The organism is Streptomyces chumphonensis, from assembly GCF_014779715.1.
GTDB lineage: Bacteria > Actinomycetota > Actinomycetes > Streptomycetales > Streptomycetaceae > Streptomyces > Streptomyces chumphonensis.
The window spans coordinates 101,824-127,877 of sequence record NZ_JACXYU010000012.1 but is presented as its reverse complement, the minus strand read 5'-3'; the positions used below and the strand labels follow the sequence as shown (position 1 = coordinate 127,877).

Sequence of the window (26,054 nt, the reverse complement as noted above, 5' to 3'; positions counted from 1 at the left end):
CGGGGCACCACCGCGCGGAGCGTGGGTCGGTACGTGTGTACGTCAGTACGCCTGCCACTCGTGCCGGCTGTACTCCAGGATCACCGGGTCCATCAGCGTGCTGGCCCGCACGTCCTGCGGGCGTCGGTCCACCGGAAAGACGGTGGCGGCCTCCAGCACGGCCTCGTCGAGGAACCTCAGCGGCGGCGGGTTCTCGGCGAGGCGGGCTTCGGGGGGTTCTTTGCCGTCGGGTGCCGCCAGGACGAACCCCCAGTTGCCGAAGCTGGGGACGTCGACCTGGTACTCGGTGGTCGCGTAGCCCGCCGCGCGGAGGGTGGCCACGACGGACCAGTAGCTCTTGGGGGCGAAGAACGGCGAGCCGCCCTGGACCACCACGGAGCTCCCCGGGGCCAGCGCGCCGCGCAGGAGGTGGAAGAACTCCACCGAGTACAGCTTGGCCAGCGCAGCGGTGTCCGGGTCGGGGAAGTCGATGAGGACCGCGTCGTAGCGCCGGTCGACGTCCCGCAGCCAGGTGAAGGCGTCGGTGTTCCTCACGGTGACGCGGGGATCGTCCATCGCGCCGTCGTTGAGTCCGCGCAGGGGGGCGAAGGAGTCGGCCAGCCGGGTCATCGCCGGGTCCAGGTCGACGAGGGTGACCTCCTCGACGTCCTCGTAGCGCAGCACCTCGCGCAGCGCCAGCCCGTCCCCACCGCCCAGGACGAGCACCGAGGACCGCTCCCCCGACAGGCCGGGGTGGACGAGGGCCTCGTGGTACCGGTACTCGTCGACGGAGGAGAACTGGAGATCCCCGTTGAGGAACAGACGCAGGTCCGGCTCGCCGGTGAACGCGGAGGAGCGGGTGACGACGATGTCCTGGTAGGGCGTCGTCTCGGAGTGGATGATGGGGTCGCGGTAGAGGCGCTGCCGGGCGGAGATCTCGATGTCGTCCGCCAGCACGTAGGCACCGGACAGCACGGCGAGGACCCCGGCCACTCCGGTGAGCAGCGCGGTGCGGACCACGCGCCGCATCTCCTTGCGGAAGATCCACAGCACGACGATGACGCCCGCCACGGCGTTGACCACTCCCACCACCAGGGCGCCCTTGAGCTGGCCGAAGGTGGGCAGGAGGAGCAGCGGGAAGCACAGGCCGCCGACGAGCGCCCCGATGTAGTCGACGGCGAACATGTCGGCGACGGCCCCGCCGGCCTCCTGGCGTCGGATGCGCTGGAGCATCGTCATGAGCAGGGGGATCTCGGCGCCGATGAGGACGCCGACGACGAGGGCGATGACGATCATCGCCGGGGTGTAGACGCGCAGCCAGGCGAAGGCGGCGTACAGGGCGAGCACCGAGAGCCCGCCCACCAGGGCGAGCAGCCCTTCGACCAGCGCGAACGCCCCCACCGCCCGGCGTCGTAGGGGCTTGGCCGCCAGGGAGCCGATCCCCATGGCGAAGACCATGACGGACAGCACCACCGACGTCTGCATCACCGAGTTGCCGATGAGGTAGCTGCCGAGGGCGGTCAGTGCCAGTTCGTAGACCAGTCCGCAGGCGGCGCAGAGGAAGACCGCGAGCAACAGGAGGAACCGCGGCAGCCGGGAGGAGGCGGCCGGGCTTCGGGTGGTGCTCACGCGCCGGTCAGGCCAGCGCCGCGCCGACCATGAAGGCCGTGCCGAGGTACATCGCCGCCTGGACCCAGGCAGCCGGGTGGGGACGGTCCCCGTTGTCGTCGAGCACGGCGTGCCCCATCCGGCCCGGTGTCATGAGGCTGACGACGACGGAGACCAGGGTCATGACGAGCACGCCGACGAGTCCGTAGAGCAAGGTGCTGAACAGCCCGTCCGCGAGCCCCTGTTCGGACTCGCTGGCGGCGATGGCGTCGGCGATGACCAGACCGATCGCCAGGGTCTGACCGGCGAGGAGCACGGCCGCTCCGCGATTGCGCTCGGTCCACACCACGTGCACCAGTTTGCCGGGGGTCACCAGGTCGAGGGCGATGAAGCCGCAGGCCATGACGGCGAAGCCGACCAGGCCGTACAGCAGGGCCTGTCCTGCCGACTCGAAGATCTCTGCCACGGTGGTGCCTTTCAGGGGACGTCTGCGAGAGAGAGATGGGCTGGGTTCACTTGCCGGAGCCGGGGCCACCGCCGCGGAAGCCGTTGCCGCTGCTCCCGGGGGCCGGCCAGACGTGTCCGACGTGGCTGTGCCAGCGGTTGTAGCCGTCGCGGTAGTCGTCGATCTCGATCCGGCTGCCCCCGAGGTGGGGGCTCACCGCGACGATGTCGTCGCGGTAGCGCAGGAAGACCCGGCCCCCGCTGGTGGTGCGGGAGAAGGCGGAGCGGTGGTCGTCGATCTCCCCGGCGACCTTGGAGGGCCCGTCGCCCCGGTCGACGTAGTCGAGGCCGTCGCGGCCGTACTCCTTGGCGATCCAGCCGCGCGGGACCTCGCGGGCGTCGTTGTCGCCGGAGCATCCGGTCAGCAGGAGCGCTGCGGCGAGCGCGGTGCAGGCGACGGGTCGAGCGGGCTTCATCGGGCCTCCAGCCAGGTGTGCGTCGCCACGATCCGGCGGCTCTGCGGGTAGGTGTGCCAGGTCTTCCAGCGCAGGCCGGTCCCCCACGGCCGGACGGTCAGGGCCGTGACGGCGTCCTTCGAACCGGGGAAGACACCGCACAGCGCCCACGGGTGTCCGGAGTGCCGGTCGCGCAGCCGGGCGACCTCACGGCTGAAGTCGTCCTGCCCGTGGTCGAGGACGCGGGCCGTGAACCGGTAGTTCCAGTCCTCGAAAGCCCAACTGACCTGCTCGGGCAGGCCGCCCGCCAGGCCGGGCAGGCAGGCGACGGTCTCCCGAACGGGTCCGGCGAAGACCTGGTGGGAGGCGCCGAGCAGGCGGAGCTGGACGGTGAGGGGGCCGACCGTCAGGTCCGAGACGGCGAGGGCCTCGTACGGCGGGAGGTCCAGGGCGAAGGAGAGCTGGTCGGCGTCCGTGTCCAGGTAGGGGGCGGCGAGTGCTATGCCGCTCACGTGCCGCTGCCGGGGTAGATGGTCAGCGTGCCGTCGGCCACCCGCTCGCCGAGCGAGGCCTCCCAACTGCCGCGCCCCTGGTCGCCGAAGAACCGTTCGAAGGCGAGGCTCCGGCCGCCCGGGCCGTCGTAGTCGGCGTACTCCATGCGTCCCGTGGCGCCCAGGCCGGTGGTGCCCTCGGAACGGTAGGACGCCGTGCCGTGCTCGCTGCGGTGGTAGGCGACGCCCTGGACCGTCAGGGTGGGACGGCTGGGTGTGAGCTCGTCGCCCGTGTACGCGCTCCACAGCACGACCTCAAGGGTGGGGTCCTCCTCCACGGAGAGCCAGCGCCGTCCTTCCCCCGTGTCCTCCATGGGGTCGAGGAAGTGCTCGGACCAGCTGTAGCCGCCCTCGGACAGCCGCAACGAACCCCGCACGAAGAGGCGTTCCCCCAGGTACTCGACCATGTCGCCGGCCCTCAGGGCGCGCGGGTCGCCGGCCGTGCTGTCCTCGGGGGCGAACGGGTCCCGCGGGGCGGGAGTCGCGGCGGTACGGTCGGCGGCGCGGAGTCTGCGTACCAGCACCACGACGACGGCGACCACGAGCACGGCGGCGAGCACCGCCAGTAGCAACTTCACCCAATCCCCCGACTTCGGCACTGCGACGAGCGCGGCCGAGTATGTCACAGAGCGTGGGGACGCCCGCCGGGTGGTCGTGCGCACCCGCTGTTTGCCCGATCGGGCCGGGGGAACCCGGCGCCTCATGTCGATCAACTACGGACCTGATGGTGCCGCCGATGGTGCCGCCCGGACGGTGCTGGGCGCGCTGCCCTCGCGGGACGGCCCGGGCCGGGTGATGACCGCCGTGGACCGGGTCGAACGCGCGTCCGCCCTGGACAGCACCGCCGCGCGGCTGCGCTCCTGGGTGAAGGGGATGCCCCTCGGCCGGGCCCGGGACGTCCTCCACGGCAGGTGGCTCGGGCATCCGGTGCACCCGATGCTCGTCCAGCTCCCGGTGGGCGCCTGGATGTCCGCGGCGGCCCTGGACCTGCTCCCGGGGCAGCGGCGCGGTGCCGGCGCCCTGGTGGGCCTCGGACTGACGGGTGCCGTCCCGGCCGCGGTGGCCGGGTGGGTGGACTGGGCCGAGCTTCGACCGGGTCAGCAGCGCGTGGGGCTCGTGCACGCGGCGTCCACCGCGGGCGCGATCTGGCTGTACGCCGGTTCCCTGGCCGCCCGGATCGCCGGGCGGCACGGACTGGGGCGGGTGCTGGGCTTCGCCGGGCTCACCCTGGTCTCGGCGGGCGGGGCGCTGGGAGGGCACCTGGCCTACCGGCAGGCCGTCGGGGCCAACCACGCCGAGGGACTGGCGGCGCGGATCGGTTCACGGTGGCACGACGTCGGGCCGCTGGCCGACTTCCCGGTGGACGAGCCCGTCCGGTGCGGTGTCGACGGTGTGCCCGTGGTGGTGGTCCGCCGTGCCGACGACCGTGTGTACGCGCTGGTCGAGCAGTGCAGCCACCTGGGCGGCCCGCTGTCCCAGGGCCACCTGACGGACGGCTGCCTGAAGTGCCCCTGGCACGGGAGCCTGTTCCGGCTCTCCGACGGGTGGAACGTGCACGGCCCGGCCACCGCCCCGCAGCCGGCGTTCGAAACCCGGGTACTGGACGGTTCGGTACGGCTCAGGCTGCGTGACTGACGTCCGAACGGGTGACTTCGCCGCGGCCGTTCGCGCTGCGGTGGGCTTCAACGGGCGCCGCACGGGCAACCCGGTGCCCCCAGGAAAGAAAGCGAGGTGGACGGCATGATCGGATCTGTGCGCCGCCGGCCGGCCGACGCGCACGAGGCCTCGGTGGGCGAGCTGGTCGAGCGGGCGTCGGCCCAGCTCTCTGAGCTGGTGCGTCGCGAGATGCGGCTGGCCCAGGCGGAGCTGGCGCAGAAGGGCAAACACGCGGGGATCGGCGGCGGCATGTTCGGCGGCGCGGCCCTGACGGGCTTCCTGGCCCTGCAGGCGCTGATCGCCGGTGCCATCGCGGCGCTGGCGCTGGTCCTCCCGGTGTGGGCCTCGGCGTTGATCATCGGTGGCGTGCTGCTCGTCATCACCGGGGTCCTGGCCATGGTGGGCAAGAGGGAACTGCACAGTGCCACGCCGGCCGCGCCCCAGCAGGCGATCGGCAGCGTGAAGGCCGACATCGCCGAGATCAAGGGGAGGGCCCACCGATGAGCCGTGACTTCGAGGCGGAGACCTCCAGGGATCCGCGGGTCCTGCGGGAGCAGGTCAAGGACACCCGCGCCGAACTCGGTGACACCGTCGCCGCGTTGGCGGCGAAGGCGGACGTGAAGGCCCAGGCCCGCCGCAAGGCGGTCGACGCGCGCGAGCAGGCCCACCGGGTGGCACGGACGGCGCGGGCCGGTGGCCGCCGCAACCGCGTACCCCTGGTCGCCGCGGGTGCGGTGGTGACCGTGCTGGTCGCCGCGGCCCTCGTGCTGCGCAAGCGTCACGGATGGGGGTGAACGGGATGTCCGCGGTTCTGAACAGGGCCGGCACCCTGTCGGTCGGTCTGGTGGGCGGCGTCGTGGCCGGCGCGATCTTCAAACAGGTGTGGAAGGTCGTCGCCCACCAGGAGGACACCCCCGACGCCACGGACATCGAGCGGAGCTGGCGCGAGGTGCTGCTGGCGGCCGCCGTGCACGGCGCGATCTTCGCGGTCGTCAAGGCCGTCCTGCAGCGCGGCGGGGTCCTGGGGGCCCGGCGGGTGCGGCGCAGGAGGGCGACGTGAACCCCGAAGCGTGAGGAACGGACGGCGGCGGCCGGCACGGGAGAGTGCCGGCCGCCGCCGCGTGCCGTGGTGCGGCCCCCGGGGCCGTCGTGAACGGGCCCATGAACGAAATGAACGCAAGGGTGACCGCTGTCACCTCCCGGTGGACAGTGGCCGGACATTCCGGCCGTGAGTCGCACGTGCCGCCCCGGGGAAGGGAGAACAGCGTGGCTGGGCAGACCTCGCCGCCAGAACCGACGCAGGAGCAGAGCAGGACTCCACGACGACGCCGCGACCGCACGCACTACCTCTACGTCGCGGTCATCGCGGCGGTGGTGCTGGGCATCGTGCTGGGATTCGCGGCACCGGGCGTGGCCGTCACCCTGAAGCCCCTGGGGTCCGGATTCGTGGACCTCATCAAGATGATGATCTCCCCGGTGATCTTCTGCACGATCGTGCTGGGCATCGGATCCGTCCGCAGGGCCACCAAGGTCGGAGCGGTCGGCGGCCTGGCGCTCGGCTACTTCCTCGCCATGTCGACCGTCGCCCTGGCCATCGGCCTCCTGGTGGGCAACCTGCTCGACCCCGGCTCCGGGCTCCGGCTCACGGCGGAGACGCGGGGCGCCGGCGCCGAGCAGGCCGTCGGAGCGGCGCAGTCGACCACGGAGTTCCTGCTGGGTGTCATTCCGACCACCCTGGTCTCCGCGCTGACCGGCGGTGAGGTACTCCAGGCCCTGCTGGTGGCCCTGCTCGTGGGCTTCGCCCTGCAGGCCATGGGCTCCGCCGGGGAACCGGTGCTGCGGGGGATCGGCCACCTTCAGCGGCTGGTGTTCCGGGTGCTGGCGATGATCATGTGGCTGGCGCCGGTCGGCGCGTTCGGCGCCATCGCGGCCGTCGTCGGCGAGACGGGGGTGGACGCGCTCACCTCACTGGCCGTCATCATGATCGGGTTCTACGCGACCTGCGTGCTGTTCGTCTTCGGGGTCCTGGGCGCGCTGCTGCGGATCGTCGCCGGTGTCGGCATCTTCTCGCTGCTGAGGTACCTGGGGCGGGAGTTCCTGCTGATCCTCTCCACCTCCTCCTCGGAGTCAGCCCTCCCGCGACTGATCGCGAAGATGGAGCACCTGGGCGTCAGCAAACCGGTCGTGGGGATCACGGTGCCGACGGGGTACTCCTTCAACCTGGACGGCACGGCCATCTACCTCACCATGGCCTCGCTGTTCGTCGCCGAGGCGATGGGCGATCCCCTGTCCGTCGGTCAGCAGGTCTCACTGCTCGTCTTCATGATCGTCGCCTCGAAGGGCGCGGCCGGGGTGACCGGGGCCGGTCTGGCCACGCTGGCGGGCGGTCTCCAGTCCCACCGGCCCGAACTCCTCGACGGCGTCGGGCTCATCGTCGGGATCGACCGCTTCATGAGCGAGGCACGGGCGCTGACGAACTTCGCCGGGAACGCGGTCGCGACCGTCCTGGTCGGCACGTGGACGAAGGAGATCGACAAGGAGCGGGCCACCGAGGTCCTGGCGGGGCGGGTGCCGTTCGACGAGCGGACGCTGATGGACGACGGACACGGACCGCGGGCCCGGGAAGCGGGAACGGGCCTCCCCGGGCAGGACGACGGGAGGGACCGGGAGCCCGCGGGCTCGTGAGGACCGGGCGGGGTGCTCCGGCACGGCCCCGAGCGCCCGCTCCCCCGCCGTGCCGTTCAGCGGTCAGCCGGGGCCCAGTGCGGGTCGCGACCGCTGAGAGCGAGGGCACGCTCCAGCGGCGAGGCTCCGTCCGGCACGGGGAGGGGCGGGCCGAAGGGGCCCTCCTCGGTTCCGGGGCCGAACGACTCCAACAGGCCGACCGAGGCCGCCACGGCGTCCGGGTCGGCCTGATAGGGCTGTCCCGTGGCCACCGCCAGGTCCCAGCCGTGCAGGACGAGTTCACCCAGTGCCACGTACCCGGCCTCCTCGCCCGTGAGGTCCACGCCACCGGCCCGGGTGCGGCCCTCCCACGCCGCGGGATGACCGAACGCCGCCGCCAGTTCCCGCAGCCGCCGCGGGAGCCGGACGCGCCAGTCGGCGACGAGCGGCGTCGCCAGCGGGTCCGGGCCGGAGTCGGTGAGAGGCGTGAAGCGCTTGTCGGCGGCGTCGCGGAAGGCCGCCGTGAGTTCCACCAGGTGCTGGAGGAGCGTGGAGACCGCGTAGTCGCGGCAGGGCGTGGGGTCGCCGAGGCGGGTGTCGTCGACGGCGGGCAGCAGCGCCTCCACACCGGAGGCGGCCGGTCCGAGGTCGGTCATGCGGGGCATCGAAGGCTCCTGGGCTCGTGACTGCTGTTCACCCGTACCGACGGTTCGCGCGACCGGAACTCATCGCGCCGCTCCCGTTCCCGCCCGGACGCCTGCGCGCGGGCGGGAACGGGGACGGCGGGGCGCGGCCCCCGGGAGCGCCGCGGGATCAGCGAATCGGCATGCCCGAGACCGTTCGGGAGATCACCAGACGCTGGATCTCGCTGGTGCCCTCGAAGATGGTGTAGATCGCGGCGTCGCGGTGCATCCGCTCGACGGGGTACTCGCGGGTGTAGCCGTTTCCGCCGAGGATCTGGATGGCCTGGGCCGTCACGGACTTGGCCACCTCGCTGGCGTACAGCTTGGACATCGACCCCTCGGCGGCCTCGAAGGACTTGCCGGTCGTGGCCATCCACGACGCGCGCCACACGAGCAGGCGGGCGGCGTCGATCCGGGTGCGCATGTCGGCCAGCTGGAAGGCGACCCCCTGGTTGTCGATGATCGGGCGGCCGAACTGCTCCCGCGTCCTGGCGTAGTCCAGAGCCACCTCGTACGCCGCGCGGGCGGTTCCGACGGCCATGGCGCCCACGGCCGGACGGGAGGCCTCGAAGGTCGCCATCGCCGCGTTCTTCACCCGCTCACCGCCGCTCGCCGCACGCTCCCTGGCACGGGCCAGCCGCTCGTCCAGCTTCTCCTTGCCGCCCAGCAGGCAGCTGCCCGGAACGCGGACGTCGTCGAGCACGACCTCGGCGGTGTGCGAGGCCCGGATGCCGTGCTTGAGGAACTTCTGCCCCTGGGAGAGGCCGGGGGTGCGGGGCGGGACGATGAAGGACGCGTGCCCCTTGGAGCCCAGCTCCGGGTCGACCACGGCGACGACGACGTGCACGTTCGCGATGCCGCCGTTGGTCACCCAGGTCTTGGTGCCGTTGAGGACCCACTCGTCCTTGGCCTCGTCGTACACGGCGCGGGTGCGCATCGAGGCGACGTCGGAGCCCGCGTCGGGCTCGGAGGAGCAGAAGCCGGCGACCTTGACGTCGTCGGCGTCCCCGTACATCTGCGGGATCCAGGTGCCGATCTGCTCCTCGGTGCCGTTGGCCATGACCCCCACGGCGGCCAGTCCGGTGCCGACGATGGACAGGCCGATGCCGGCGTCACCCCAGAACAGCTCCTCCATGGTCATGGGTATGCCGAGGCCGGTGGGGTCGAAGAACTGCTGGGCGTAGAAGTCGAGCGAGTAGAGTCCGATCTTCGCCGCTTCCTGGATGATCGGCCACGGCGTCTCCTCGCGTTCGTCCCACTCGGCCGCGGCCGGGCGCATGACGTCGGCGGCGAAGCCGTGGATCCACTCCTTCACTGCCTTCTGGTCGTCGTTGAGGTCGAGCGCGAACTCCGTCATGGCGGGCCCTCCAGCGAGTGTTACTTTCAGTAACTCAGTCTGTTACTCGTCGGTAAGGTCTGTCAACTCCCTTCGGCCGCCGCGTGCGCCACCCGGCGGGGTGTTACGTTGCGCGGGCAGCGCAGGGCACGGGCGGGGAGTGACGCCATGGAGAGCAAGGACCACGAGGAACGGCGGGGCACCGCCACCGAGCGCAGACGTGAGGAGCTGCTGGAGGCGGCCAACCGCGTCGTGATGCGCGAAGGGCCCGAGGCGTCCATGAACGCCATCGCCGCCGAAGCGGGCATCACCAAGCCCATCCTCTACCGCCACTTCGGGGACAAGGGCGGCCTCTACCGCGCCCTCGCCGTGCGCCACACCGACGCCCTGCTGGACTCGCTCCGCGCCGCTCTGGACGCCCCGGCCGGGCGGCGGGAGCGCGTCGAGGCGACCCTGGACACCTACCTGGCCGCCATCGAGGCCCGGCCGCAGGTCTACCGCTTCCTCATGCACCCCGCCGACGGCGGCCCGCGGGGCGAGGAGGGGTTCGCCGCCGGGCAGCAGACCGCACCACTCCTGCGGCGCCTGGGCGAGGAACTGGCCGAGGTGATCGCCGAGCGGGTCGACCTGGGCCCGAGCGCCGCCGAGCTGGCCCGGGTGTGGGGCCACGGCATCGTCGGCATGATGCACGCCGCCGGCGACTGGTGGCTGGCCGACCGGCCGTGTTCGCGGGCCCAGCTGGTGCAGCACCTCGCCGATCTCCTGTGGGGCCGGCTCGCCGCGGCCGGTGACCGGGTCGGCGGCCGGGCCTTCTGAGACCCCTCGGCGCCCGGCCTGGCTCAGCCCGTGCGACGCGCGGTGGCGGACGCCTCCCGACCCCAGTCCGTTCGGCGGACGGCACGCAGCAGCCGGCGCCGGCGCAGCCCCGCGAGCCGGTCCGGGTAGAGGGTTCCCTCCAGGTGGTCGCACTCGTGCTGGAGGCAGCGGGCGAAGAACCCCGAGCCGACCACGCGCACCGGGCTCCCGTCGGCGCGCCGCCCCGTGACCAGGACGCGGTCGGCGCGCGCCGTGCGCGCCTCCAGGCCGGGCAGGGACAGACATCCCTCCGGGCCGCGCACCGTGCCGCCCTCGGCCCGCACCAGGCGCGGGTTCACGACGTGACCGACGTGCCGCCGGTCCTCGTCGTCGGGGCAGTCGTAGACGAAGACGCGCAGCGGCGTGCCGATCTGGTTGGCCGCCAGCCCCACACCCCGGGCGGCGTACATGGACGCGAACAGATCCTCGACCAAGCCGGCCAGCGAGGCGCCGAACGCCGTGACCTCCTCGCACGGGCGGTGCAGCACCGCGGTGCCGAAGAGGGTGACGGGGTGGACGCGTCCGGAACTGCCGGGGATGGCGCGGCGTTGCATGGGCGTCAGCCTACGGCGCCGCCGCGGTCGCCAGCGGTGCGGTGAGGGCCGAGCGACCGGATCTCGATAGGGTGCAGTGTGACCGAAGCGCAAGGAGGATCAACGACGATGTCGGGCAACTCGGAGCCGCTGTCACCGCGCGCCAAGCTGGCGGTGAGCGCGGGCAGGGCCGCGGCGGCGGTGTCACGGGCGGCGGGCCGTGGCAGCGGATCAGTCATCGGCGGCCGGGTGGCGCTGAAACTCGACCCCGACCTGCTGGCGCGGCTGGCCGGGCACCTGGACGTCGTCCTCGTCTCCGCGACCAACGGCAAGACCACGACGACGCGGCTGATCGCCGAGGCCCTCCGCTCGGAGCCGGACGACGTCGTGTCCAACGCGCTCGGCGCGAACATGCCGGCCGGCATCACCTCCGCGCTGGCGGGCGGTTCGCGTGCCCGCTACGGGGTCATCGAGGTCGACGAGAAGTACCTTTCGACCGTCGCCCGGGACGTGACGCCGAAGGCCATCGCCCTGCTGAACCTCTCCCGCGACCAGCTCGACCGCGCCGCCGAGACGCGGATGCTCGCCGAGCGCTGGCGCGAGGGCCTGGCCGGGACGAAGGCCCTGATCGTGGCGAACGCCGATGACCCGCTGGTGGTGTGGGCCGCCTCCTCCTCGGCCAACGTGGTGTGGGTGGCCGCCGGACAGGAGTGGAAGGACGACGCCTGGTCGTGCCCCTCCTGCGGCGGTGTGCTCCAGCGGCCCGGGGACGAGTGGGCCTGCGGCGAGTGCGGATTCCGCCGTCCGACGCCGAGCTGGGCGCTCTCCGGCGACCACGTGCTGGACCCGCACGGGTCCGCCTGGCCGATCCGCCTGCAGCTGCCGGGCCGGGCGAACCGCGCCAACGCCACGACGTCGGCCGCCGTGGCCGCCGCGTTCGGCGTGCCGCCGCAGACGGCCCTGGAGCGGATGTTCGCGGTGACCGCCGTGGCCGGCCGCTACGATGTCGTGTCCTACCAGGGCCGCGAGGTGCGGCTGCTGCTGGCGAAGAACCCCGCCGGCTGGCTGGAGACGTTCTCCCTGATCGACCCGCCGCCCGCACCGGTGATCCTGTCCGTCAACGCCCGAGGTGCCGACGGAACCGACACCTCCTGGCTGTGGGACGTCGACTACGGGCGGCTGGCCGGGCATCCGATCTGCGTCATCGGCGACCGCCGGCTGGATCTGGCGGTGCGGCTGGAGGTCGCCGGGGTCGACTTCCAGGTGTGCCAGACCGCGGAGGAGGCCGTGCGGCGCTGCCCGCCCGGCCGGATCGAGGCCATCGCCAACTACACAGCCTTCCAGGACCTGCGCCGCGCTGTGGGCAACTGACCGTGGCGCCGTTGAGGAGTTCGAGCATGAGTGACAGCAGCCTGCGCGTCGTGTGGGTGTACCCGGACCTGCTGAGCACCTACGGGGACCAGGGGAACGTCCTCGTCGTGGGTCGTCGGGCCCACCAGCGGGGCCTGAACGTCGACCGCATCGACGTCCGCTCCGACCAGCCGGTGCCCACGTCGGGCGACATCTACCTCATCGGAGGCGGCGAGGACCGTCCGCAGCGCCTCGCGGCGGAGCGCCTGGTGCGCGACGGCGGCCTCCAGCGGGCCGTGGACAACGGCGCGATCGTCTTCTCGGTCTGCGCCGGCTACCAGATCCTCGGCCACGAGTTCGTCAACGACCAGGGCGAGCGGCAGCCCGGACTCGGCCTGCTGGACGTCACCTCGGTGCGCGGCACGGGCGTGCGCTGCGTGGGCGACGTGCTGGCCGACATGGACGAGCACCTGCGCCTGCCGCAGCTCACCGGCTTCGAGAACCACCAGGGCATCACCCACCTCGGGCCGACCGCCCGTCCGCTGGCCCGGGTCCGCTTCGGCAACGGCAACGGCACCGGTGACGGCACGGAGGGCGCATGGAACGACACGGTCTTCGGTACCTACATGCACGGGCCCGTCCTGGCCCGCAACCCGCTGATCGCCGACCTGCTGCTCAAACTGGCGCTGGACGTCAACGCGCTGCCGCCGGTCGACGACCGCTGGTACGAGGCCCTGCGCGCCGAACGCATCGCGGCGGCGACCCAACCGGCCTGACGCGCCGCTCCCCCGCTCCTGGCCGCCCCCGGACGCAGTGGCGTCCGGGGGCGGTTCTACTCTGGTGCGGGCGATCGGTACGAATCAGGAGCGTTGCGGATGGATCACGGCGGACACGGCGTGTCGATGGACCTGGCGCCGTTCACGCTGGGGCGCGGGCTGGCGTTCACCGGTGAGCCCTTCTTCCTGACCGGCTGCGTCGTGGCGCTGCTGCTGTACGGCTGGGGTGTCGCGCGGCTCCGACGACGCGGTGACGCCTGGCCGGTCGGCCGCATCATCGCCTTCACCACGGGCGTGCTGACGATCGCGCTGATGATGTGCACGGCGCTGAACGAGTACGGCATGGTGCTGTTCAGCGTGCACATGGTGCAGCACATGGTCATCAGCATGCTGTCCCCGATCCTTCTGCTGCTGGGGGCTCCGGTCACGCTGGCGCTGCGGGCCCTGCCGGCGGCGGGCCGGGGCCGCACGGGGCCGCGGGAGCTGCTCGTCCGGCTCCTGCACAGCCGCTACGTGCGGGTCATCTCGCACCCCGCGTTCACGATCCCGCTGTTCATCGCCAGCCTGTACGGGCTGTACTTCACCCCGCTGTTCGACGCGCTGATGAGCTCGCGGCCGGGGCACCTCGGGATGATGGTCCACTTCCTGGCCGTCGGCCTGGTCTTCTTCTGGCCGATCATGGGCGTGGATCCCGGACCGCACCGGCCGGGGTACATCATGCGCATGCTGGAGCTGTTCGCCGGCATGCCCTTCCACGCCTTCTTCGGCATCGCCCTGATGATGGCCAGCGAACCGATGGTGGGCACCTACGCCGATCCCCCGGCCTCGCTCGGGGTGACGGCGCTCGGCGACCAGAACGCGGCCGGTGGCATCGCCTGGGCGTTCAGCGAGATCCCGTCCGTCCTGGTGCTGCTCGCCCTCGTCTACCAGTGGTACGTCTCCGAGCAGCGCCAGGCACGGCGCCTGGACCGGGCGGCCGAGCGGGACGGGGACGCGGAACTGGCGGCGTACAACGCCTACCTCTCCTCGCTCCAGGCGCGGAGCACCGCCGGGCGGAGCTGAGCGGCTCCGCGCTCCGGGGACGGCTACGGACTCCCCCGCCCGGGTGCGCCCGCCCGCACCCGACGGGACCATGGAGGGACGGGACGCGGCGGGGCCGCCGCGGGTCCGGTATCGGTCCGGGCTCCGCCGGCCCCTCCAGGGAGGTGTGCGATGCCGACGGCGACGAAGGTCATGGCGGGAACGACGCTCGGCGCACTCGTGCTGGCCACGGCGTACACCGTGGGGCTGGGCGGCAGCGGGTGGGTGTGGTTCGCCTGGATCGTCCTCGGGTTGGTGACCGTGGGACTTCTGACGGCGACGGGCGGCGGGCAGCAGGGCCGACCGCCGCCGCATCCCCGCTGACGTCGCGCGGGGCGGCCCCGGGCAGGGAACCTCAGGGGGCGGGCGGCTCCATGCCCATCACACCGCGCAGCCCGGTGCGCAGCAGGTGCGGGTCCAGCGGGCCGAAGAGCGCCTGTTGGACCAGGAAGCCCTGGGCGGCGCCGATGAGGACGCGGGCCGTGTCCTCGGGGGGCACGTCCTCGCGCATCAGGCCGCGCTCCTGGTAGCCGCGCACGATGCGCACCCAGGATTCCAGCACCCGTGCGTAGCCCTCCCGCATCCGCGCCGCCAGTTCGTCGTTGCGCAGGGTCTCGGCCCAGACCTGGAGGGCCAGTGCCGGGGTGGCCTGCGTCGGCCCGGCCAGGACGCGGCACAGGACGGCGGGGAGCAGCACGTCGGGAAGCGGCGGGTCCTCCGCGTCGGCGGCCTGGGCGAACGCCGAGCCCACTTCGTCGAACACCTGCGAGGCGATGGCGGCGATGAGGTCGTCCTTGCTGCGGAAGTAACGGTAGACGGCGCCCGCCGACAGGCCGGTCTCCTGGAGCACGTCCTGCATGGACGTGGCGTGGAAGCCGTTGCGCGCGAAGCAGCGGCGGGCGCCGTCGAGGATCTGACGGCGGCGGGCGGTGAGGTGTTCCTGGGAGACGCGTGCCATGGCGGCACACTAAAACGAACGTTCCTTCTTGACAAGAGCCGGAGGCGGCGCAACGCTGGACTCACTAAAACGAACGATCCTTCTTTTTGGAGGCCCGACGATGACCACGACGCGCACCACCCCACCCCCGGAGGCGACCGAGGCGGCGGCCCGCGACGGCCGGGGACCGGACGGCGGCACCAGGCGACGCCTGGTCGCCGTCCTCGTCGCGGCCCCGCTGATCGCCGCGCTGGCCCTGTGGGCCTTCGCCTGGCCGGCGGCCCGGACGGCCCCCCGCGACCTGCCGATCGGACTCGTCGCCCCGGCGGGCGCTCCCGTCGCGGAACGGCTCACCACCGGCCCCGCCGAGGACGCCTTCGACGTGCACCGCTACCAGGACGCCGAGGCGGCGCGGGCCGCCGTCCAGGACCGTGAGGTCTACGGGGCCCTGATCGCGTCCCCCCGCGGGACGGAGCTGCTGACCGCCTCGGCCGCGAGTCCCGCCGTGGCGCAGCTGCTGGAGCGGACGGTCGCCGCGCAGGCGCCGCCGGGGACCGAGGTGCGGACCACGGACGTCGTGCCGCTGCCGGAGACGGACCCGCGCGGAGCGGCCTTCGCGGCGGGTGCCCTCCCGCTCGCCCTGACCGGTGTGGCCGCCGCCGCGCTCGTCACCCTCCTCGGCCTCACCGGGGGCCGCGCCGCCGGTGCGCTGACGGCGGCCGCCGCCCTCGTCGGGCTCACGGCCGCCGCCGTCCAGCACAGCTGGCTCGGCGTGCTGACCGGCGACTGGTGGGCCGAGGCCGGAGTCCTGGGGCTGACGGTCCTGGCCGTCGCGGCCGCCGCGGCGGGCACCGCCGCCGTGCTGGGCACCCGGGGCCTGGGCCTCGCGGCCTTCGTCCTCGTCCTGCTCGGCAACCCCTTCTCCGGGGTCACCTCCGCGCCCGAGCTGCTGCCCTCCGCGGTCGCGTGGATCGGTGGGCTGCTCCCGCCGGGTGCCTCCGGTGAGCTGCTGCGCTCGGTCTCGTACTTCGGGACCGCCGCCACCGCTCCCGCCCTCGTGCTGTCCGCGTGGGCCCTGCTGGGCCTCACGGCCGTGGTGCTGGGCGGGCGGTGGCGTCACCGGGAGACGGCCCGCCCCAGGTCGAAGCAGGAGGAGTAAAGCGGGCCACAGGGGTCAGTCGGTGAGCATGGAGGCGTACCGTCCGGATCGCCACGAGACGCCGCTGGAGCGCGACGACCGCAACTTCGCGGAGCTGCTGCAGGAGCTGCGCGTCATCCAGACCGGCGTACAGATCCTGTTCGCCTTCCTGCTCACGCTGGCCTTCACCCCGCGCTTCCCTGAGCTCGACGACGTCCAGCGCGGCACCTACGTCACCACGCTGCTGCTGAGCGCGCTGAGCGCCCTGCTGTTCACCACGCCGGCCGTCGTGCACCGGGTGCTGTTCCGCCGCGGGGCGAAGCGGCGGGTCGTGGAGGTCTCCGCGCGACTGGCGGCGGCGGGGCTCGCCGTGCTCGGACTGTCCCTCACCGGAGCCGTCCTGCTCGTCGTCGACTTCGTGCTGGGCCGGGGCGTCGGGATCGTCGCCGGTGCGGCGACGTTCACGGCGTGCGTGGCCCTGTGGGCCGTGCTCCCCTGGCAGGTGCGGCGTGCGCACGCGCGCACCCGCCGGGGCTCTCAGGCGCCCTGAGGGGCCAGCGAGACGATCGTGCGCAGCGCCCGGGTCACCTGGGCGTCGGTGAGGTCGGCGCGCGCGGTGAGCCGGAGCCGGGAGACGCCGTCGGGCACCGAGGGCGGACGGAAGCAGCCCACGGCCAACCCGGCGGCCCGGCAGTCCGCGGCCCAGCGCAGCGCGGCCTGCGGGGAGGGTGCCCGCACCGAGACGACGGCCGCGTCCGGACGCGCGGCGCTCAGACCGGCCGACGTCAGGCCCCGGTGCAGGGCGAGGGCGATGCCGCGCACCCGCTCGGCGCGCTCCGGCTCCGCCCGCAGGACGCGCAGCGCGGCCAGCGCCGCGCCGGCGGCGGCGGGTGCGAGCCCGGTGTCGAAGATGAACGTGCGCGCGGTGTTGACCAGATGCTCGACGACACGTGCGGGGGCCAGGACCGCTCCCCCCTGGCTGCCGAAGGACTTCGACAGGGTGACCGTGGCGACCACGTCCTCGCGGCCCGCGAGCCCCGCCGCGTCGAGCGTGCCCCGCCCCCCGCGGCCGAGGACGCCGAGCCCGTGCGCGTCGTCGACGAGGAGGGCCGCGCCCGCCCGACGGCACACGCCGTGCAGTTCGCCCAGCGGCGCGGCGTCGCCGTCCACCGAGAACACCGCGTCGGTGACGGCCAGAGCCGGGCCCGGGTGTCCGGCGAGCGCCTTGGCCGTCGCACCGGGGTCGGCGTGCGGGACGACGACCGTCTCGGCGCGGGCGAGCCGGCATCCGTCGATGAGGGAGGCGTGGTTGTCGGCGTCGGACACGACGCGCGCCTGCCGGGGCGCGAGCGCGGTGACGGCGGCGAGGTTCGCCGCGTAGCCGGAGGACAGGACGAGAGCCGACTCGAACCCGCAGAAGGCGGCCAGCTCCGCCTCAAGCTCCGCGTGCAGGCCGGTCGATCCGGTCACGAGCCGCGAGCCCGTGGCACCCGCGCCCCACCGGCGGGCGGCATCGCCCGCGGCCGTCGTGACGCGGGGGTCCCGGGCCAGCCCCAGGTAGTCGTTCCCGGCCAGATCCAGCAGCGGGTCGTCGGCGGCGCGGGGCCGCAGCCGCCGGACGAGACCGGCGTCCGCCCGCTGCTCGCGTGCCGCGTCGAGCCAGCCGAACGGGTCTTCTGCCATGGTCGGGCGCTCCTCGGTTCGTCGGTTCACCCGAACCTAACCGGACCGGGCCCGGCGCACCGTGTGGCAATCCACACACCCCGATCGGCCGCCGTTGTGCCATCCCGCCTTGGCCCGGGGCTTGTCGGTGAGCGAGGATGCGCGCCATGGACCTGCTGAACACGCTGGTGGACAAGGGGCTGCGGCGCGAGCTGCCGACGCGCGGGGAAGCGCTCGCCGTGCTGGCGACCTCAGACGACGAACTGCTCGATGTGGTGGCCGCGGCGGGCAAAGTCCGCCGCCACTGGTTCGGGCGGCGGGTGAAGCTCAACTACCTGGTGAACCTGAAGTCGGGGCTGTGCCCGGAGGACTGCTCGTACTGCTCGCAGCGGCTGGGGTCGAAGGCCGAGATCCTCAAGTACACCTGGCTCAAGCCGGACCAGGCCGCGGCCGCCGCGCAGGCGGGGCTCGCCGGGGGCGCCAAACGGGTGTGCCTGGTGGCCAGTGGGCGCGGTCCCACCGACCGCGACGTGGACCGGGTGTCGGAGACCATCGCCGCCATCAAGGAGCAGCACGAGGGCGTGGAGGTGTGCGCCTGTCTGGGCCTGCTCTCCGACGGTCAGGCCGACCGGCTGCGGGAGGCGGGCGCGGACGCCTACAACCACAACCTCAACACCTCCGAGGCCACCTACGCGGACATCACCACGACCCACACCTACGCCGACCGCGTCTCCACGGTGCAGCAGGCGCAGGCCGCGGGCCTGTCGGCCTGTTCCGGGCTCATCGCGGGCATGGGCGAGAGCGACGCCGACCTGGTGGACGTCGTCTTCTCCCTGCGGGAGCTGGACCCCGACTCGGTCCCGGTGAACTTCCTCATCCCCTTCGAGGGGACGCCGCTGGCCAAGGAGTGGCACCTCACGCCGCAGCGGGTGCTGCGCATCCTGGCCATGGTGCGGTTCGTGTGCCCGGACGTCGAGGTACGGCTGGCCGCCGGACGTGAGGTGCACCTGCGCTCACTCCAGCCGCTCGCCCTGCACCTGGCGAACTCGATCTTCCTGGGCGACTACCTGACCAGCGAGGGCCAGGCGGGCAAGGCCGACCTCGACATGATCGCGGACGCGGGCTTCGAGGTGGAGGGCAGCGGCACCACGACGCTGCCCGAGCACCGTGCCGACGCGCTCGCGGCCGGCGGCTGCGGTTCCGGCGGAGGGTGCGCGCCCTGCGGCGACTCCGCGTCCGAGGAGCCGCCCGCGCGGCTCGCCGCGACCGGTGACGAGGCGGTCGCGGTGGCGGCGGAGGCCGCCGGCGCGGCGGGCGCCGGTGACGCGCGCACCGACCTCGTGGCGGTCCGGCGCCGGGGTGCCGGGACCGACCTGCCGCCCAATGCCTGAGCCGCTCACCCCCGACCGGCTGCTGGCCCTGGACCGGCGGCACGTGTGGCACCCGTACGGTCCGATGCCCGGCCGCGAGGCGCCGCTGGCCGTCGAGTCCGCGGCCGGGGTGCGGCTGCGGTTGGCCGAGCCGGTGGCCGGGCACCGCGAGCTGGTGGACGGCATGTCGTCGTGGTGGTCGGCCGTCCACGGCTACAACCACCCGGTGCTCAACGAGGCCGCCCGCGGGCAGCTGGACCGGGTCAGTCACGTGATGTTCGGCGGGCTCACCCACGAGCCCGCCGTGCGGCTGGCCAAGCGGCTCGTCGACGTCACGCCGGAGGGCCTGGAGCACGTCTTCCTGGCCGACTCCGGATCGGTGTCGGTCGAGGTGGCCGTCAAGATGTGCCTGCAGTACTGGCGTTCGGTCGGACGGCCCGCCAAGCGGCGGCTGCTGACCTGGCGGGGCGGGTACCACGGTGACACCTGGACTCCGATGTCGGTGTGCGATCCGGACGGCGGCATGCACCACCTGTGGTCGGGTCTGCTGCCCCGACAGGTCTTCGCCCCGGCGCCGCCGCCCGGTTTCGACGCCGCGCCGGACCCGGAGTACGCCGGGCGGCTGCGTGCGCTGGTGGCCGAGCACGCCGACGAACTGGCGGCCGTCATCGTCGAACCCGTGGTGCAGGGCGCGGGCGGCATGCGCTTCCACTCCCCCGCGTACCTGCGCGTGCTGCGCGAGGCGTGCGACGAGCACGGCGTGCTGCTGATCCTCGACGAGATCGCCACCGGCTTCGGCCGGACGGGGACCTTCTTCGCGTCCGAGCACGCCGGGATCAGCCCCGACGTGCTGTGCGTCGGCAAGGCTCTGACCGGCGGCTACCTGACGATGGCGGCGACGCTGTGCTCCACCGAGGTGGCGCGCGGCATCTCCGAGGGCGAGGTTCCGGTACTGGCCCACGGCCCGACGTTCATGGCCAACCCGCTGGCCGCCGCCGTGGCCGACGCCTCGATCGGCCTGCTGCTCTCCCAGGACTGGGCCGGCGAGGTGAAGCGCATCGGGGCCGGGCTGCGGGAGGGGCTCGCGGCGGCCGAGGGCGCGCCCGGCGTGCGGGACGTCCGTGTCCTGGGCGCGATCGGCGTCGTGCAGCTGGACCGGGAGGTGGACGTGGCGGCGGCGACGCGGGCCGCGGTCGGGCACGGCGTCTGGCTGCGGCCGTTTCGCGACATGGTCTACACGATGCCGCCCTACGTCACCGGTGACGAGGACGTCGCCCGCATCGGTGCGGCCGTGTGCGCGGCGGCGCGGGCGGGGGTCGGCGCGTGAGGATCCTGTTCGTGTCCGGTACGGGCACCGAGATCGGCAAGACGGTGACGGTGGCCGCCCTCGCCGCCTGCGCGGTCACGGCCGGCCGGAGCGTCGCGGTGCTGAAGCCGGCCCAGACCGGCGTGGCGCCCGGGGAGCCCGGCGACGTCGCCGAGGTGCGGAGGCTCGCCGGGGCGTCGGTGACCGGCGTGGAGCTGGCCCGCTACCCCGAACCGCTGGCCCCGCGGACGGCGGCGCGCCGGAGCGGGCGGCCCGGTGTACCCCCGGCGGACGTCGCCGAGGCGGCGGAGAAGCTGTCCACCGACCACGACCTGGTGCTCGTCGAGGGCGCCGGGGGCCTGCTCGTGCAGTTCGACGAGGACGGTGGGACGCTCGCCGACGCGGCCCGCCTGCTGGACGCCCCGGTGCTGCCGGTCGCCCCCGCCGGGCTGGGCACGCTGAACGCCACGGCCCTGACGGTCGAGGCGCTGCGCTCGCGCGGACTGCGCCACCCCGGCGTCGTGGTCGGCTCCTGGCCGGCCGCCCCCGACCTGGCGGCCCTGTGCAACCTGACGGACCTGCCCGAGGCGGCGGGCGCCCCTCTGCTGGGCCTGGTGCCGCACGGTGCCGGAGCCCTGGACGGGGAACGCTTCCGGGCCGCCGCCCCCGGCTGGCTGGCTCCCGGGCTCGGCGGCACGGGGTTCGCACCGCCGCACGCCGAGCCCTGAGCCGCAGGCGGCTCCTGCGCCGCGTCCTCACCGGCGCTGCGTCCTCACCGGCACGGGGGCAGGGGCCGCGACGCCTCCGTCACGGTCCGGGATGCCGTTGCGCGGAGGTCCCGTACGCTGGGAGAACCTGCCCGCGACGGTGAGAAGGGGGGCAGCGTCGGCCATGGGCGAACCTTCCGGTCCGGCGGGCCGCGCACGGTGCCCCTCCCGTGGTGTTCAGGGGGCGTGGGGGCCTCGATGACCGAAGTCCTGCTTCTGGGTGCGGCCTTCCTGCTGACGCTGGCCTGCGGCGTCTTCGTCGCGGCGGAGTTCTCCCTCACCACGGTGGAGCGCGGTCTGCTGGAGCGGTCCGCGGCCGCGCGGGAGCCGGGTGCGGCGGGAGCGCTGGCGGCCGTCCGCTCCCTGACCTTCCAGCTCTCCGGCGCGCAGCTGGGCATCACGCTGACCAGTCTGCTGATCGGCATGCTCGCCGAGCCGTCGATCGCCGCCCTGCTCACCGGGCCGGTGGAGGCGGTGGGGCTGTCCCAGCGGGCCGCTTCCTCGACGGCGCTGGTGCTGGGCACGGCCCTGTCGACCGTGGTCCTGATGGTCGTGGGCGAACTGGTGCCGAAGAACTGGGCGATCTCGGCGCCGCTGGCGATGGCCCGCCGGGTCGGCCCCCTCCAGCGGCTCTTCTCCGCCGCCTTCCGGCCGTTCATCCGTCACCTGAACAGCACCGCGAACCGCACGCTGCGCCTGATGGGGCTGCGGCCGACGGAGGAGCTGGCCTCGGCGCGGTCCTCGCAGGAGCTGGTCGCGCTGGCCCGGCACTCCGCCAAGGAAGGAGTGCTGGAGGCCGACACGGCGGAGCTGTTCGTCCGCACCCTGCGCCTCGCCGACCTGACCGCCGAGAACGTGATGACGCCGCGCGTGCGGGTCCACGCGCTGGACGTCCGCGCCACGGCGCTGGACGTGACCACCGCCACGCGCGCCACCGGTCTGTCCCGCTTCCCCGTCTACCGCGAGAGCCTCGACACCGTCGTGGGCGTCGTCCACATCAAGGACGTCCTCGCCGTGCCGCCCGCCGAGCGGACGGAGCGGCACCTGGACGCGCTGCTCACCGAGCCGCTGCTCGTCCCCGGGACACTCCCCGCCGACCAGCTGCTCGACCAGCTCTCGGAGCGGCGCAGCATCGCCGTCGTGATCGACGAGTACGGCGGCACGGCCGGCGTCCTGACGCTGGAGGACATCCTGGAGGAGGTCGTCGGCGAGGTGCGCGACGAGCACGACCCGCTGGCCGCCCCGGAGCTGGCCGCGGCCGGGACCGACGCGCAGGGGCGCCTCGTCTACGACGCCGACGGGGCGACGCGCACCGACCAGGTGGAGGAGATCGGGCTGCGCCTGCCGGCAGGACCCTACGAGACGCTCGCCGGGCTCGTCGCGACGGAGCTGGGACGTATCCCGGTCGAGGGCGACGGGGTGGAGGTGGCGGGCTGGCGGTTCGAGGTGGCGGACGCCGCGGGGCGGCGGGCCGCCCGCGTCCGGCTGCACGCCCCCGCCTCGATGACGCCGCGCCGCCCGGGCCGCGCGGCGACGGAGGAGGCCGGCGGATGACACTGCTCCAGCTCCTGGTCGGCGCGCTGATGATCCTGCTCAACGCCTTCTTCGTCGGCGGCGAGTTCAGCCTCGTCTCCATCCGGCGCAGCCAGATCGAACCACGCGCCCAGGACGGCGACCGCCGGGCCAGGAGCGTGTTGTGGGGGCTGGAACACCTCTCGCAGCTGATGGCCACGGCCCAGCTGGGCATCACGCTGACGACCCTGGTCTTGGGCATCGTCGCCGAGCCCGCGATCGAGCACCTGCTCGAACCGGTCTTCGAGGCCGCCGGGTTGTCGGGTGCGCTGACCCACACGATCTCGTTCGTCGTCGCGCTGACCCTGGCGACCTACGTGCACATGCTGTTCGGCGAGATGGTGCCGAAGAACATCGCCCTGGCGGAGCCGGTCCGCACCGCGCTGCTGCTGGGCCCGCCGCTGGCCGCGCTGACGCGGGCCCTGCGTCCGGTGGTGTTCACCATCAACGCGTTCGCCAACACCCTGCTGAAACTCCTGCGGGTGGAACCGCGCGACGAGGTGGAGTCGACGTTCTCCGACGACGAGCTCGCCCGCATCGTGGCCGACTCCGGCGAGGCCGGGCTGCTGGGCGACCGGGCCACGGCACGGCTGCGGGACGCCCTGGAGCTCGGCCGCCGCCCGGTGGCCGAGGTGGTGCGTCCCGCGGCGCGGGTCGTGACCGCACCGAGCGGCGTCACGGCCGAGGAACTGGAGCGGCTGAGCGCCGAGTCGGGCTACTCGCGCTTCCCCGTCCTCGACGACTCCGGACGGGCGCTGGGCTACCTGCACGTGAAGGACGCCCTGGACGCCCCGTCGCCGGACGCCGCGTTCCCGCCCTCCGCCCTGCGGCCCATCGCCCGGGTGCGGGCCGGAACGCCGCTGGACGACGTGCTCGGTGCGCTGCGCGGCGGCGGCACCCACCTCGCGGCGGTGATCGGCGAGGACGGCCGGGCGGTCGGACTGATCACGCTGGAGGACGTCCTGCGGGAGCTCATGGGGCGCGACGTGGCGGAGTGACCGTGCCCAGCGCCGGCGGGCCCAGCGCCGGCGGACAAGGGGCCGGGCGGGTGCGCGCGGGCGGGGACCGGGCGCTCGGTACGATGGCGCCGCCATGGAGACCGCACCGCAGATCAGCAGCTTCGTCGCCCTGGGCGACTCGTTCACCGAGGGCATGTCGGACCAGGGGCCCGGGGGCGTCTACCGGGGCTGGGCGGACCGGCTGGCCGACCGGCTCGCCGCGCGCACCGACGGGTTCAGGTACGCCAACCTCGCCGTGCGGGGCAAGCTGATCGGCCAGATCGCCGCGGAGCAGGTGCCGCTCGCCGCCGCGATGGAGGCCGACCTGATCACCCTGGTGGGCGGGCTCAACGACGTGCTGCGGCCGTCCTGTGACATGGGACGGGTGTGCGGGCTGCTGGAGGAGTCCGTCGAGCGGCTCGCGCCCGCCTGCAAGCAGCTGGTCCTCATGCGCAGCCCCGGACGGCAGGGTCCGGTGCTGGAACGCTACCGGGCCCGGATGGAGGAGCTCTTCTCCTTCGTCGACCAGCTCGGCTCCCGGCACGGCGCGCTCGTCGTGGATCTGTACGGGGCGCGGACGCTCAGCGATCCGCGGCTGTGGGCGGACGACCGCCTGCACCTGACGGCGCAGGGCCACCACCGGGTGGCGGAGGCCGTCTGGCAGCGGCTGGGCCACCCGGCCGAGGACGACTGGGACGCCCCCCTGCCGAGCGCGGTGCCGCCGGGGTGGCTCGTGCGGCGCCGGGCCGACCTCCGGTTCGCGCGCCGGCACCTCGCTCCCTGGATCGGGCGGCGGCTGACCGGCCGGTCCTCCGGCGACGGCCTCCTGCCCAAACGTCCCGACCTGGCGCCGCTGGCCTGCGAGGACACCCCGTAGAATCCGGCAGCGTGACTGACAAGCCGCGCATCCCGAACGTCCTCGCAGGCCGCTACGCCTCCGCCGAGCTGGCCGTCCTGTGGTCCCCGGAGTACAAGGTGACCTTGGAGCGCCGCCTGTGGCTGGCGGTGCTGCGGGCCCAGAAGGACCTGGGCATCGACGTCCCGGACGGCGCCCCCGAGGACTACGAGCGGGTCCTGGAGAACGTCGACCTCGCCTCGATCGCCCGCCGCGAGCAGGTGACCCGGCACGACGTGAAGGCGCGGATCGAGGAGTTCAACGCGCTGGCCGGTCACGAGCAGGTGCACAAGGGCATGACCTCGCGCGACCTCACGGAGAACGTCGAGCAGCTCCAGATCCGGTTGTCGCTGGAGCTGGTCCGCGACCGCACGGTGGCGCTCCTGGCCCGGCTGGGTACGCTCGCCGGCGAGCACGCGGCGCTGGTGGTGACCGGGCGTTCGCACAACGTGGCGGCGCAGGCCACCACGCTCGGCAAGCGGTTCGCGTCGGCGGCCGACGAGCTGCTCGTCGCCTTCGCCCGGCTGGAGGACCTGCTGGGGCGCTACCCCCTGCGCGGCGTCAAGGGGCCCGTCGGCACGTCGCAGGACATGCTGGATCTGCTGGGCGGGGACGCGGCGAAGCTGTCGGAGCTGGAGGAGCGCGTCGCGGCCCACCTCGGCTTCGCGCGCGGCCTCACCTCGGTCGGGCAGGTCTATCCCCGCTCGCTGGACTACGACGTCGTCAGCGCGCTGGTGCAGCTCGCCTCGGCACCGTCCTCGCTGGCGAAGACGATCCGGCTGATGGCGGGCCAGGAACTGGTGACGGAGGGCTTCAAGGAGGGCCAGGTCGGCTCCTCCGCGATGCCGCACAAGATGAACACGCGCTCGTGCGAGCGCGTGAACGGCCTGGCGGTCGTCCTGCGCGGTTACGCCTCCATGGCCGGTGAGCTGGCCGGTGACCAGTGGAACGAGGGTGACGTGTCCTGCTCGGTGGTGCGGCGGGTCGCGCTGCCGGACGCCTTCTTCGCCCTCGACGGGATGCTGGAGACGTTCCTGACCGTGCTCGACGAGTTCGGCGCCTTCCCCGCCGTCGTGGCGCGGGAGCTGGACCGGTACCTGCCCTTCCTGGCCACGACCAAGGTGCTCATGGCGGCCGTGCGGGCCGGGGTGGGCCGGGAGACGGCGCACGAGGCGATCAAGGAGCACGCCGTGGCGTCGGCCCTGGCGCTGCGGGCCGGTGGAGAGCGCAACGAGCTGCTGGACCGGCTCGCCGACGACGCCCGCATTCCGCTGGACCGGGCGGGCCTCACGGAGCTGATGGCGGACCGGCTGGCGTTCACGGGTGCGGCCGGTGAGCAGGTCGCGGCCGTCGTCGCGCGCGTCGAGGAGGTCACCCGGGCCCACCCGGAGGCCGCCGCCTACACGCCGGGTGCCATCCTCTGAAAGCCGGGGAACCGG

Annotated in this window: 29 protein-coding genes; 19 read left to right on the top strand and 10 right to left on the bottom strand. The window is 73.6% G+C overall.

Annotation, left to right across the window (positions count from 1 at the left end; genetic code table 11):
* Positions 1-42 precede the first annotated feature (42 nt).
* The 5 genes from IF129_RS20495 to IF129_RS20475 are packed head-to-tail and all read right to left on the bottom strand — an operon-like array spanning position 43 to position 3,615.
* Positions 43-1,608 (bottom strand): polyamine aminopropyltransferase, encoded by a 1,566-nt coding sequence (locus IF129_RS20495; RefSeq protein WP_191211217.1) that lies wholly within the window; start codon positions 1,606-1,608, stop codon positions 43-45.
* A gap of 7 nt (positions 1,609-1,615) precedes the next feature.
* Complete coding sequence (locus IF129_RS20490; protein WP_191211216.1) at positions 1,616-2,053, bottom strand: DUF350 domain-containing protein; 438 nt, start codon at positions 2,051-2,053, stop codon at positions 1,616-1,618.
* Between the two features lie 46 nt (positions 2,054-2,099).
* On the bottom strand, positions 2,100-2,507 hold the full coding sequence (locus IF129_RS20485) for a DUF4247 domain-containing protein (protein WP_191211215.1): 408 nt from the start codon (positions 2,505-2,507) through the stop codon (positions 2,100-2,102).
* Positions 2,504-2,998 (bottom strand): DUF2617 family protein, encoded by a 495-nt coding sequence (locus IF129_RS20480; RefSeq protein WP_191211214.1) that lies wholly within the window; start codon positions 2,996-2,998, stop codon positions 2,504-2,506. The genes IF129_RS20485 and IF129_RS20480 overlap by 4 nt, the downstream gene beginning before the upstream one ends.
* Positions 2,995-3,615 carry a DUF4178 domain-containing protein gene (locus IF129_RS20475; protein WP_318153860.1) on the bottom strand — a complete coding sequence of 207 codons (621 nt, stop codon included), beginning with the start codon at positions 3,613-3,615 and terminating at the stop codon, positions 2,995-2,997. Before IF129_RS20475 ends, IF129_RS20480 begins: the two co-directional genes overlap by 4 nt.
* 124 nt (positions 3,616-3,739) lie before the next feature.
* Between IF129_RS20475 and IF129_RS20470 the strand changes: the two genes are divergently transcribed.
* From IF129_RS20470 to IF129_RS20450, 5 genes are all read left to right on the top strand, one after another.
* Positions 3,740-4,672, top strand: coding sequence for a Rieske 2Fe-2S domain-containing protein (locus IF129_RS20470; protein WP_191211212.1), 933 nt, complete (start codon positions 3,740-3,742; stop codon positions 4,670-4,672).
* A gap of 105 nt (positions 4,673-4,777) precedes the next feature.
* On the top strand, positions 4,778-5,197 hold the full coding sequence (locus IF129_RS20465) for a phage holin family protein (protein ID WP_191211211.1): 420 nt from the start codon (positions 4,778-4,780) through the stop codon (positions 5,195-5,197).
* On the top strand, positions 5,194-5,487 hold the full coding sequence (locus IF129_RS20460; RefSeq protein ID WP_191211210.1) for a DUF3618 domain-containing protein: 294 nt from the start codon (positions 5,194-5,196) through the stop codon (positions 5,485-5,487). The genes IF129_RS20465 and IF129_RS20460 overlap by 4 nt, the downstream gene beginning before the upstream one ends.
* A gap of 5 nt (positions 5,488-5,492) precedes the next feature.
* Positions 5,493-5,753, top strand: a complete 261-nt coding sequence (locus tag IF129_RS20455) for a DUF4235 domain-containing protein (protein WP_191211209.1) — start codon at positions 5,493-5,495, stop codon at positions 5,751-5,753.
* Positions 5,754-5,959: 206 nt separating this feature from the next.
* A complete protein-coding gene (locus IF129_RS20450; RefSeq protein WP_318153859.1) occupies positions 5,960-7,378 on the top strand; it encodes a cation:dicarboxylate symporter family transporter in 1,419 nt (472 codons plus the stop codon).
* Between the two features lie 56 nt (positions 7,379-7,434).
* On the opposite strand, the gene IF129_RS20445 is transcribed toward IF129_RS20450, so the two are convergent.
* Positions 7,435-8,022, bottom strand: a complete 588-nt coding sequence (locus IF129_RS20445; protein ID WP_224755296.1) for a TIGR03086 family metal-binding protein — start codon at positions 8,020-8,022, stop codon at positions 7,435-7,437.
* Between the two features lie 148 nt (positions 8,023-8,170).
* The gene (locus tag IF129_RS20440; protein ID WP_191211207.1) at positions 8,171-9,397 is read right to left on the bottom strand and encodes an acyl-CoA dehydrogenase family protein; all 1,227 of its coding nucleotides are present in this window, start codon (positions 9,395-9,397) and stop codon (positions 8,171-8,173) included.
* Positions 9,398-9,544: 147 nt separating this feature from the next.
* Between IF129_RS20440 and IF129_RS20435 the strand changes: the two genes are divergently transcribed.
* Positions 9,545-10,192 (top strand): TetR family transcriptional regulator, encoded by a 648-nt coding sequence (locus IF129_RS20435; RefSeq protein ID WP_191211206.1) that lies wholly within the window; start codon positions 9,545-9,547, stop codon positions 10,190-10,192.
* 23 nt (positions 10,193-10,215) lie between these two features.
* Here IF129_RS20435 and def read toward each other — a convergent pair whose 3' ends face one another.
* A complete protein-coding gene (def, locus tag IF129_RS20430; protein ID WP_191211205.1) occupies positions 10,216-10,785 on the bottom strand; it encodes a peptide deformylase in 570 nt (189 codons plus the stop codon).
* 108 nt (positions 10,786-10,893) lie between these two features.
* Between def and IF129_RS20425 the strand changes: the two genes are divergently transcribed.
* The 4 genes from IF129_RS20425 to IF129_RS20410 all read left to right on the top strand — a co-directional run bounded on the left by IF129_RS20425 (position 10,894) and on the right by IF129_RS20410 (position 14,294).
* A complete protein-coding gene (locus IF129_RS20425) occupies positions 10,894-12,135 on the top strand; it encodes a MurT ligase domain-containing protein (RefSeq protein WP_191211204.1) in 1,242 nt (413 codons plus the stop codon).
* A gap of 26 nt (positions 12,136-12,161) precedes the next feature.
* Complete coding sequence (locus IF129_RS20420) at positions 12,162-12,890, top strand: type 1 glutamine amidotransferase (protein WP_191211203.1); 729 nt, start codon at positions 12,162-12,164, stop codon at positions 12,888-12,890.
* Between the two features lie 99 nt (positions 12,891-12,989).
* Complete coding sequence (locus IF129_RS20415) at positions 12,990-13,952, top strand: cytochrome c oxidase assembly protein (protein ID WP_191211202.1); 963 nt, start codon at positions 12,990-12,992, stop codon at positions 13,950-13,952.
* Positions 13,953-14,102: 150 nt separating this feature from the next.
* Entirely contained in the window at positions 14,103-14,294 is a 192-nt protein-coding gene (locus IF129_RS20410; RefSeq protein WP_191211201.1) for a hypothetical protein, read from the top strand.
* A gap of 31 nt (positions 14,295-14,325) precedes the next feature.
* Here the strand turns inward: IF129_RS20410 and IF129_RS20405 are convergent, their stop codons facing one another.
* Complete coding sequence (locus IF129_RS20405) at positions 14,326-14,928, bottom strand: TetR/AcrR family transcriptional regulator (protein WP_191211200.1); 603 nt, start codon at positions 14,926-14,928, stop codon at positions 14,326-14,328.
* Positions 14,929-15,028: 100 nt separating this feature from the next.
* Here IF129_RS20405 and IF129_RS20400 point away from each other — a divergent pair, with 100 nt between their 5' ends.
* Entirely contained in the window at positions 15,029-16,066 is a 1,038-nt protein-coding gene (locus IF129_RS20400; RefSeq protein WP_224755295.1) for an ABC transporter permease, read from the top strand.
* A gap of 28 nt (positions 16,067-16,094) precedes the next feature.
* The gene (locus tag IF129_RS20395) at positions 16,095-16,595 is read left to right on the top strand and encodes a DUF6328 family protein (RefSeq protein ID WP_191211250.1); all 501 of its coding nucleotides are present in this window, start codon (positions 16,095-16,097) and stop codon (positions 16,593-16,595) included.
* Here IF129_RS20395 and IF129_RS20390 read toward each other — a convergent pair.
* Positions 16,583-17,728, bottom strand: a complete 1,146-nt coding sequence (locus tag IF129_RS20390; protein WP_191211199.1) for an 8-amino-7-oxononanoate synthase — start codon at positions 17,726-17,728, stop codon at positions 16,583-16,585. The genes IF129_RS20395 and IF129_RS20390 overlap by 13 nt on opposite strands.
* Positions 17,729-17,874: 146 nt before the next feature.
* On the opposite strand from IF129_RS20390, the gene bioB reads away from it, so the two are divergent.
* The 7 genes from bioB (at position 17,875) to purB (ending at position 26,039) form a co-directional block, all read left to right on the top strand.
* Positions 17,875-19,098 carry a biotin synthase BioB gene (bioB, locus tag IF129_RS20385; protein ID WP_191211198.1) on the top strand — a complete coding sequence of 408 codons (1,224 nt, stop codon included), beginning with the start codon at positions 17,875-17,877 and terminating at the stop codon, positions 19,096-19,098.
* Positions 19,091-20,404 carry an adenosylmethionine--8-amino-7-oxononanoate transaminase gene (locus IF129_RS20380; RefSeq protein ID WP_191211197.1) on the top strand — a complete coding sequence of 438 codons (1,314 nt, stop codon included), beginning with the start codon at positions 19,091-19,093 and terminating at the stop codon, positions 20,402-20,404. The genes bioB and IF129_RS20380 overlap by 8 nt, the downstream gene beginning before the upstream one ends.
* Before the next feature lie 2 nt (positions 20,405-20,406).
* A complete protein-coding gene (bioD, locus tag IF129_RS20375; RefSeq protein ID WP_398849833.1) occupies positions 20,407-21,111 on the top strand; it encodes a dethiobiotin synthase in 705 nt (234 codons plus the stop codon).
* Between the two features lie 237 nt (positions 21,112-21,348).
* Positions 21,349-22,704: a hemolysin family protein gene (locus IF129_RS20370; protein ID WP_191211195.1), complete on the top strand. Its 1,356-nt coding sequence runs from the start codon at positions 21,349-21,351 to the stop codon at positions 22,702-22,704.
* Positions 22,701-23,720: a hemolysin family protein gene (locus tag IF129_RS20365; protein ID WP_191211194.1), complete on the top strand. Its 1,020-nt coding sequence runs from the start codon at positions 22,701-22,703 to the stop codon at positions 23,718-23,720. The genes IF129_RS20370 and IF129_RS20365 overlap by 4 nt, the downstream gene beginning before the upstream one ends.
* Positions 23,721-23,814: 94 nt before the next feature.
* Positions 23,815-24,597 (top strand): SGNH/GDSL hydrolase family protein, encoded by a 783-nt coding sequence (locus tag IF129_RS20360; protein ID WP_191211193.1) that lies wholly within the window; start codon positions 23,815-23,817, stop codon positions 24,595-24,597.
* Between the two features lie 11 nt (positions 24,598-24,608).
* Positions 24,609-26,039 carry an adenylosuccinate lyase gene (gene purB, locus IF129_RS20355; protein ID WP_191211192.1) on the top strand — a complete coding sequence of 477 codons (1,431 nt, stop codon included), beginning with the start codon at positions 24,609-24,611 and terminating at the stop codon, positions 26,037-26,039.
* The last annotated feature ends 15 nt before the right edge of the window (positions 26,040-26,054 follow it).

Bases quoted from the DNA above. Each gene is read 5' to 3' on its own strand.
- IF129_RS20455 (WP_191211209.1), top strand. From the start codon at position 5,493: ATGTCCGCGGTTCTGAACAGGGCCGGCACCCTGTCGGTCGGTCTGGTG.
- def (WP_191211205.1), bottom strand. From the start codon at position 10,785: ATGCAACGCCGCGCCATCCCCGGCAGTTCCGGACGCGTCCACCCCGTC.
- IF129_RS20435 (WP_191211206.1), top strand. From the start codon at position 9,545: ATGGAGAGCAAGGACCACGAGGAACGGCGGGGCACCGCCACCGAGCGC.
- IF129_RS20395 (WP_191211250.1), top strand. From the start codon at position 16,095: ATGGAGGCGTACCGTCCGGATCGCCACGAGACGCCGCTGGAGCGCGAC.
- IF129_RS20420 (WP_191211203.1), top strand. From the start codon at position 12,162: ATGAGTGACAGCAGCCTGCGCGTCGTGTGGGTGTACCCGGACCTGCTG.
- IF129_RS20380 (WP_191211197.1), top strand. From the start codon at position 19,091: ATGCCTGAGCCGCTCACCCCCGACCGGCTGCTGGCCCTGGACCGGCGG.
- IF129_RS20425 (WP_191211204.1), top strand. From the start codon at position 10,894: ATGTCGGGCAACTCGGAGCCGCTGTCACCGCGCGCCAAGCTGGCGGTG.
- IF129_RS20365 (WP_191211194.1), top strand. From the start codon at position 22,701: ATGACACTGCTCCAGCTCCTGGTCGGCGCGCTGATGATCCTGCTCAAC.
- IF129_RS20410 (WP_191211201.1), top strand. From the start codon at position 14,103: ATGCCGACGGCGACGAAGGTCATGGCGGGAACGACGCTCGGCGCACTC.
- IF129_RS20415 (WP_191211202.1), top strand. From the start codon at position 12,990: ATGGATCACGGCGGACACGGCGTGTCGATGGACCTGGCGCCGTTCACG.
- IF129_RS20405 (WP_191211200.1), bottom strand. From the start codon at position 14,928: ATGGCACGCGTCTCCCAGGAACACCTCACCGCCCGCCGCCGTCAGATC.
- IF129_RS20470 (WP_191211212.1), top strand. From the start codon at position 3,740: ATGTCGATCAACTACGGACCTGATGGTGCCGCCGATGGTGCCGCCCGG.
- IF129_RS20370 (WP_191211195.1), top strand. From the start codon at position 21,349: ATGACCGAAGTCCTGCTTCTGGGTGCGGCCTTCCTGCTGACGCTGGCC.
- IF129_RS20465 (WP_191211211.1), top strand. From the start codon at position 4,778: ATGATCGGATCTGTGCGCCGCCGGCCGGCCGACGCGCACGAGGCCTCG.
- IF129_RS20360 (WP_191211193.1), top strand. From the start codon at position 23,815: ATGGAGACCGCACCGCAGATCAGCAGCTTCGTCGCCCTGGGCGACTCG.
- IF129_RS20460 (WP_191211210.1), top strand. From the start codon at position 5,194: ATGAGCCGTGACTTCGAGGCGGAGACCTCCAGGGATCCGCGGGTCCTG.
- IF129_RS20485 (WP_191211215.1), bottom strand. From the start codon at position 2,507: ATGAAGCCCGCTCGACCCGTCGCCTGCACCGCGCTCGCCGCAGCGCTC.
- IF129_RS20445 (WP_224755296.1), bottom strand. From the start codon at position 8,022: ATGCCCCGCATGACCGACCTCGGACCGGCCGCCTCCGGTGTGGAGGCG.
- IF129_RS20440 (WP_191211207.1), bottom strand. From the start codon at position 9,397: ATGACGGAGTTCGCGCTCGACCTCAACGACGACCAGAAGGCAGTGAAG.
- bioB (WP_191211198.1), top strand. From the start codon at position 17,875: ATGGACCTGCTGAACACGCTGGTGGACAAGGGGCTGCGGCGCGAGCTG.
- IF129_RS20400 (WP_224755295.1), top strand. From the start codon at position 15,029: ATGACCACGACGCGCACCACCCCACCCCCGGAGGCGACCGAGGCGGCG.
- IF129_RS20390 (WP_191211199.1), bottom strand. From the start codon at position 17,728: ATGGCAGAAGACCCGTTCGGCTGGCTCGACGCGGCACGCGAGCAGCGG.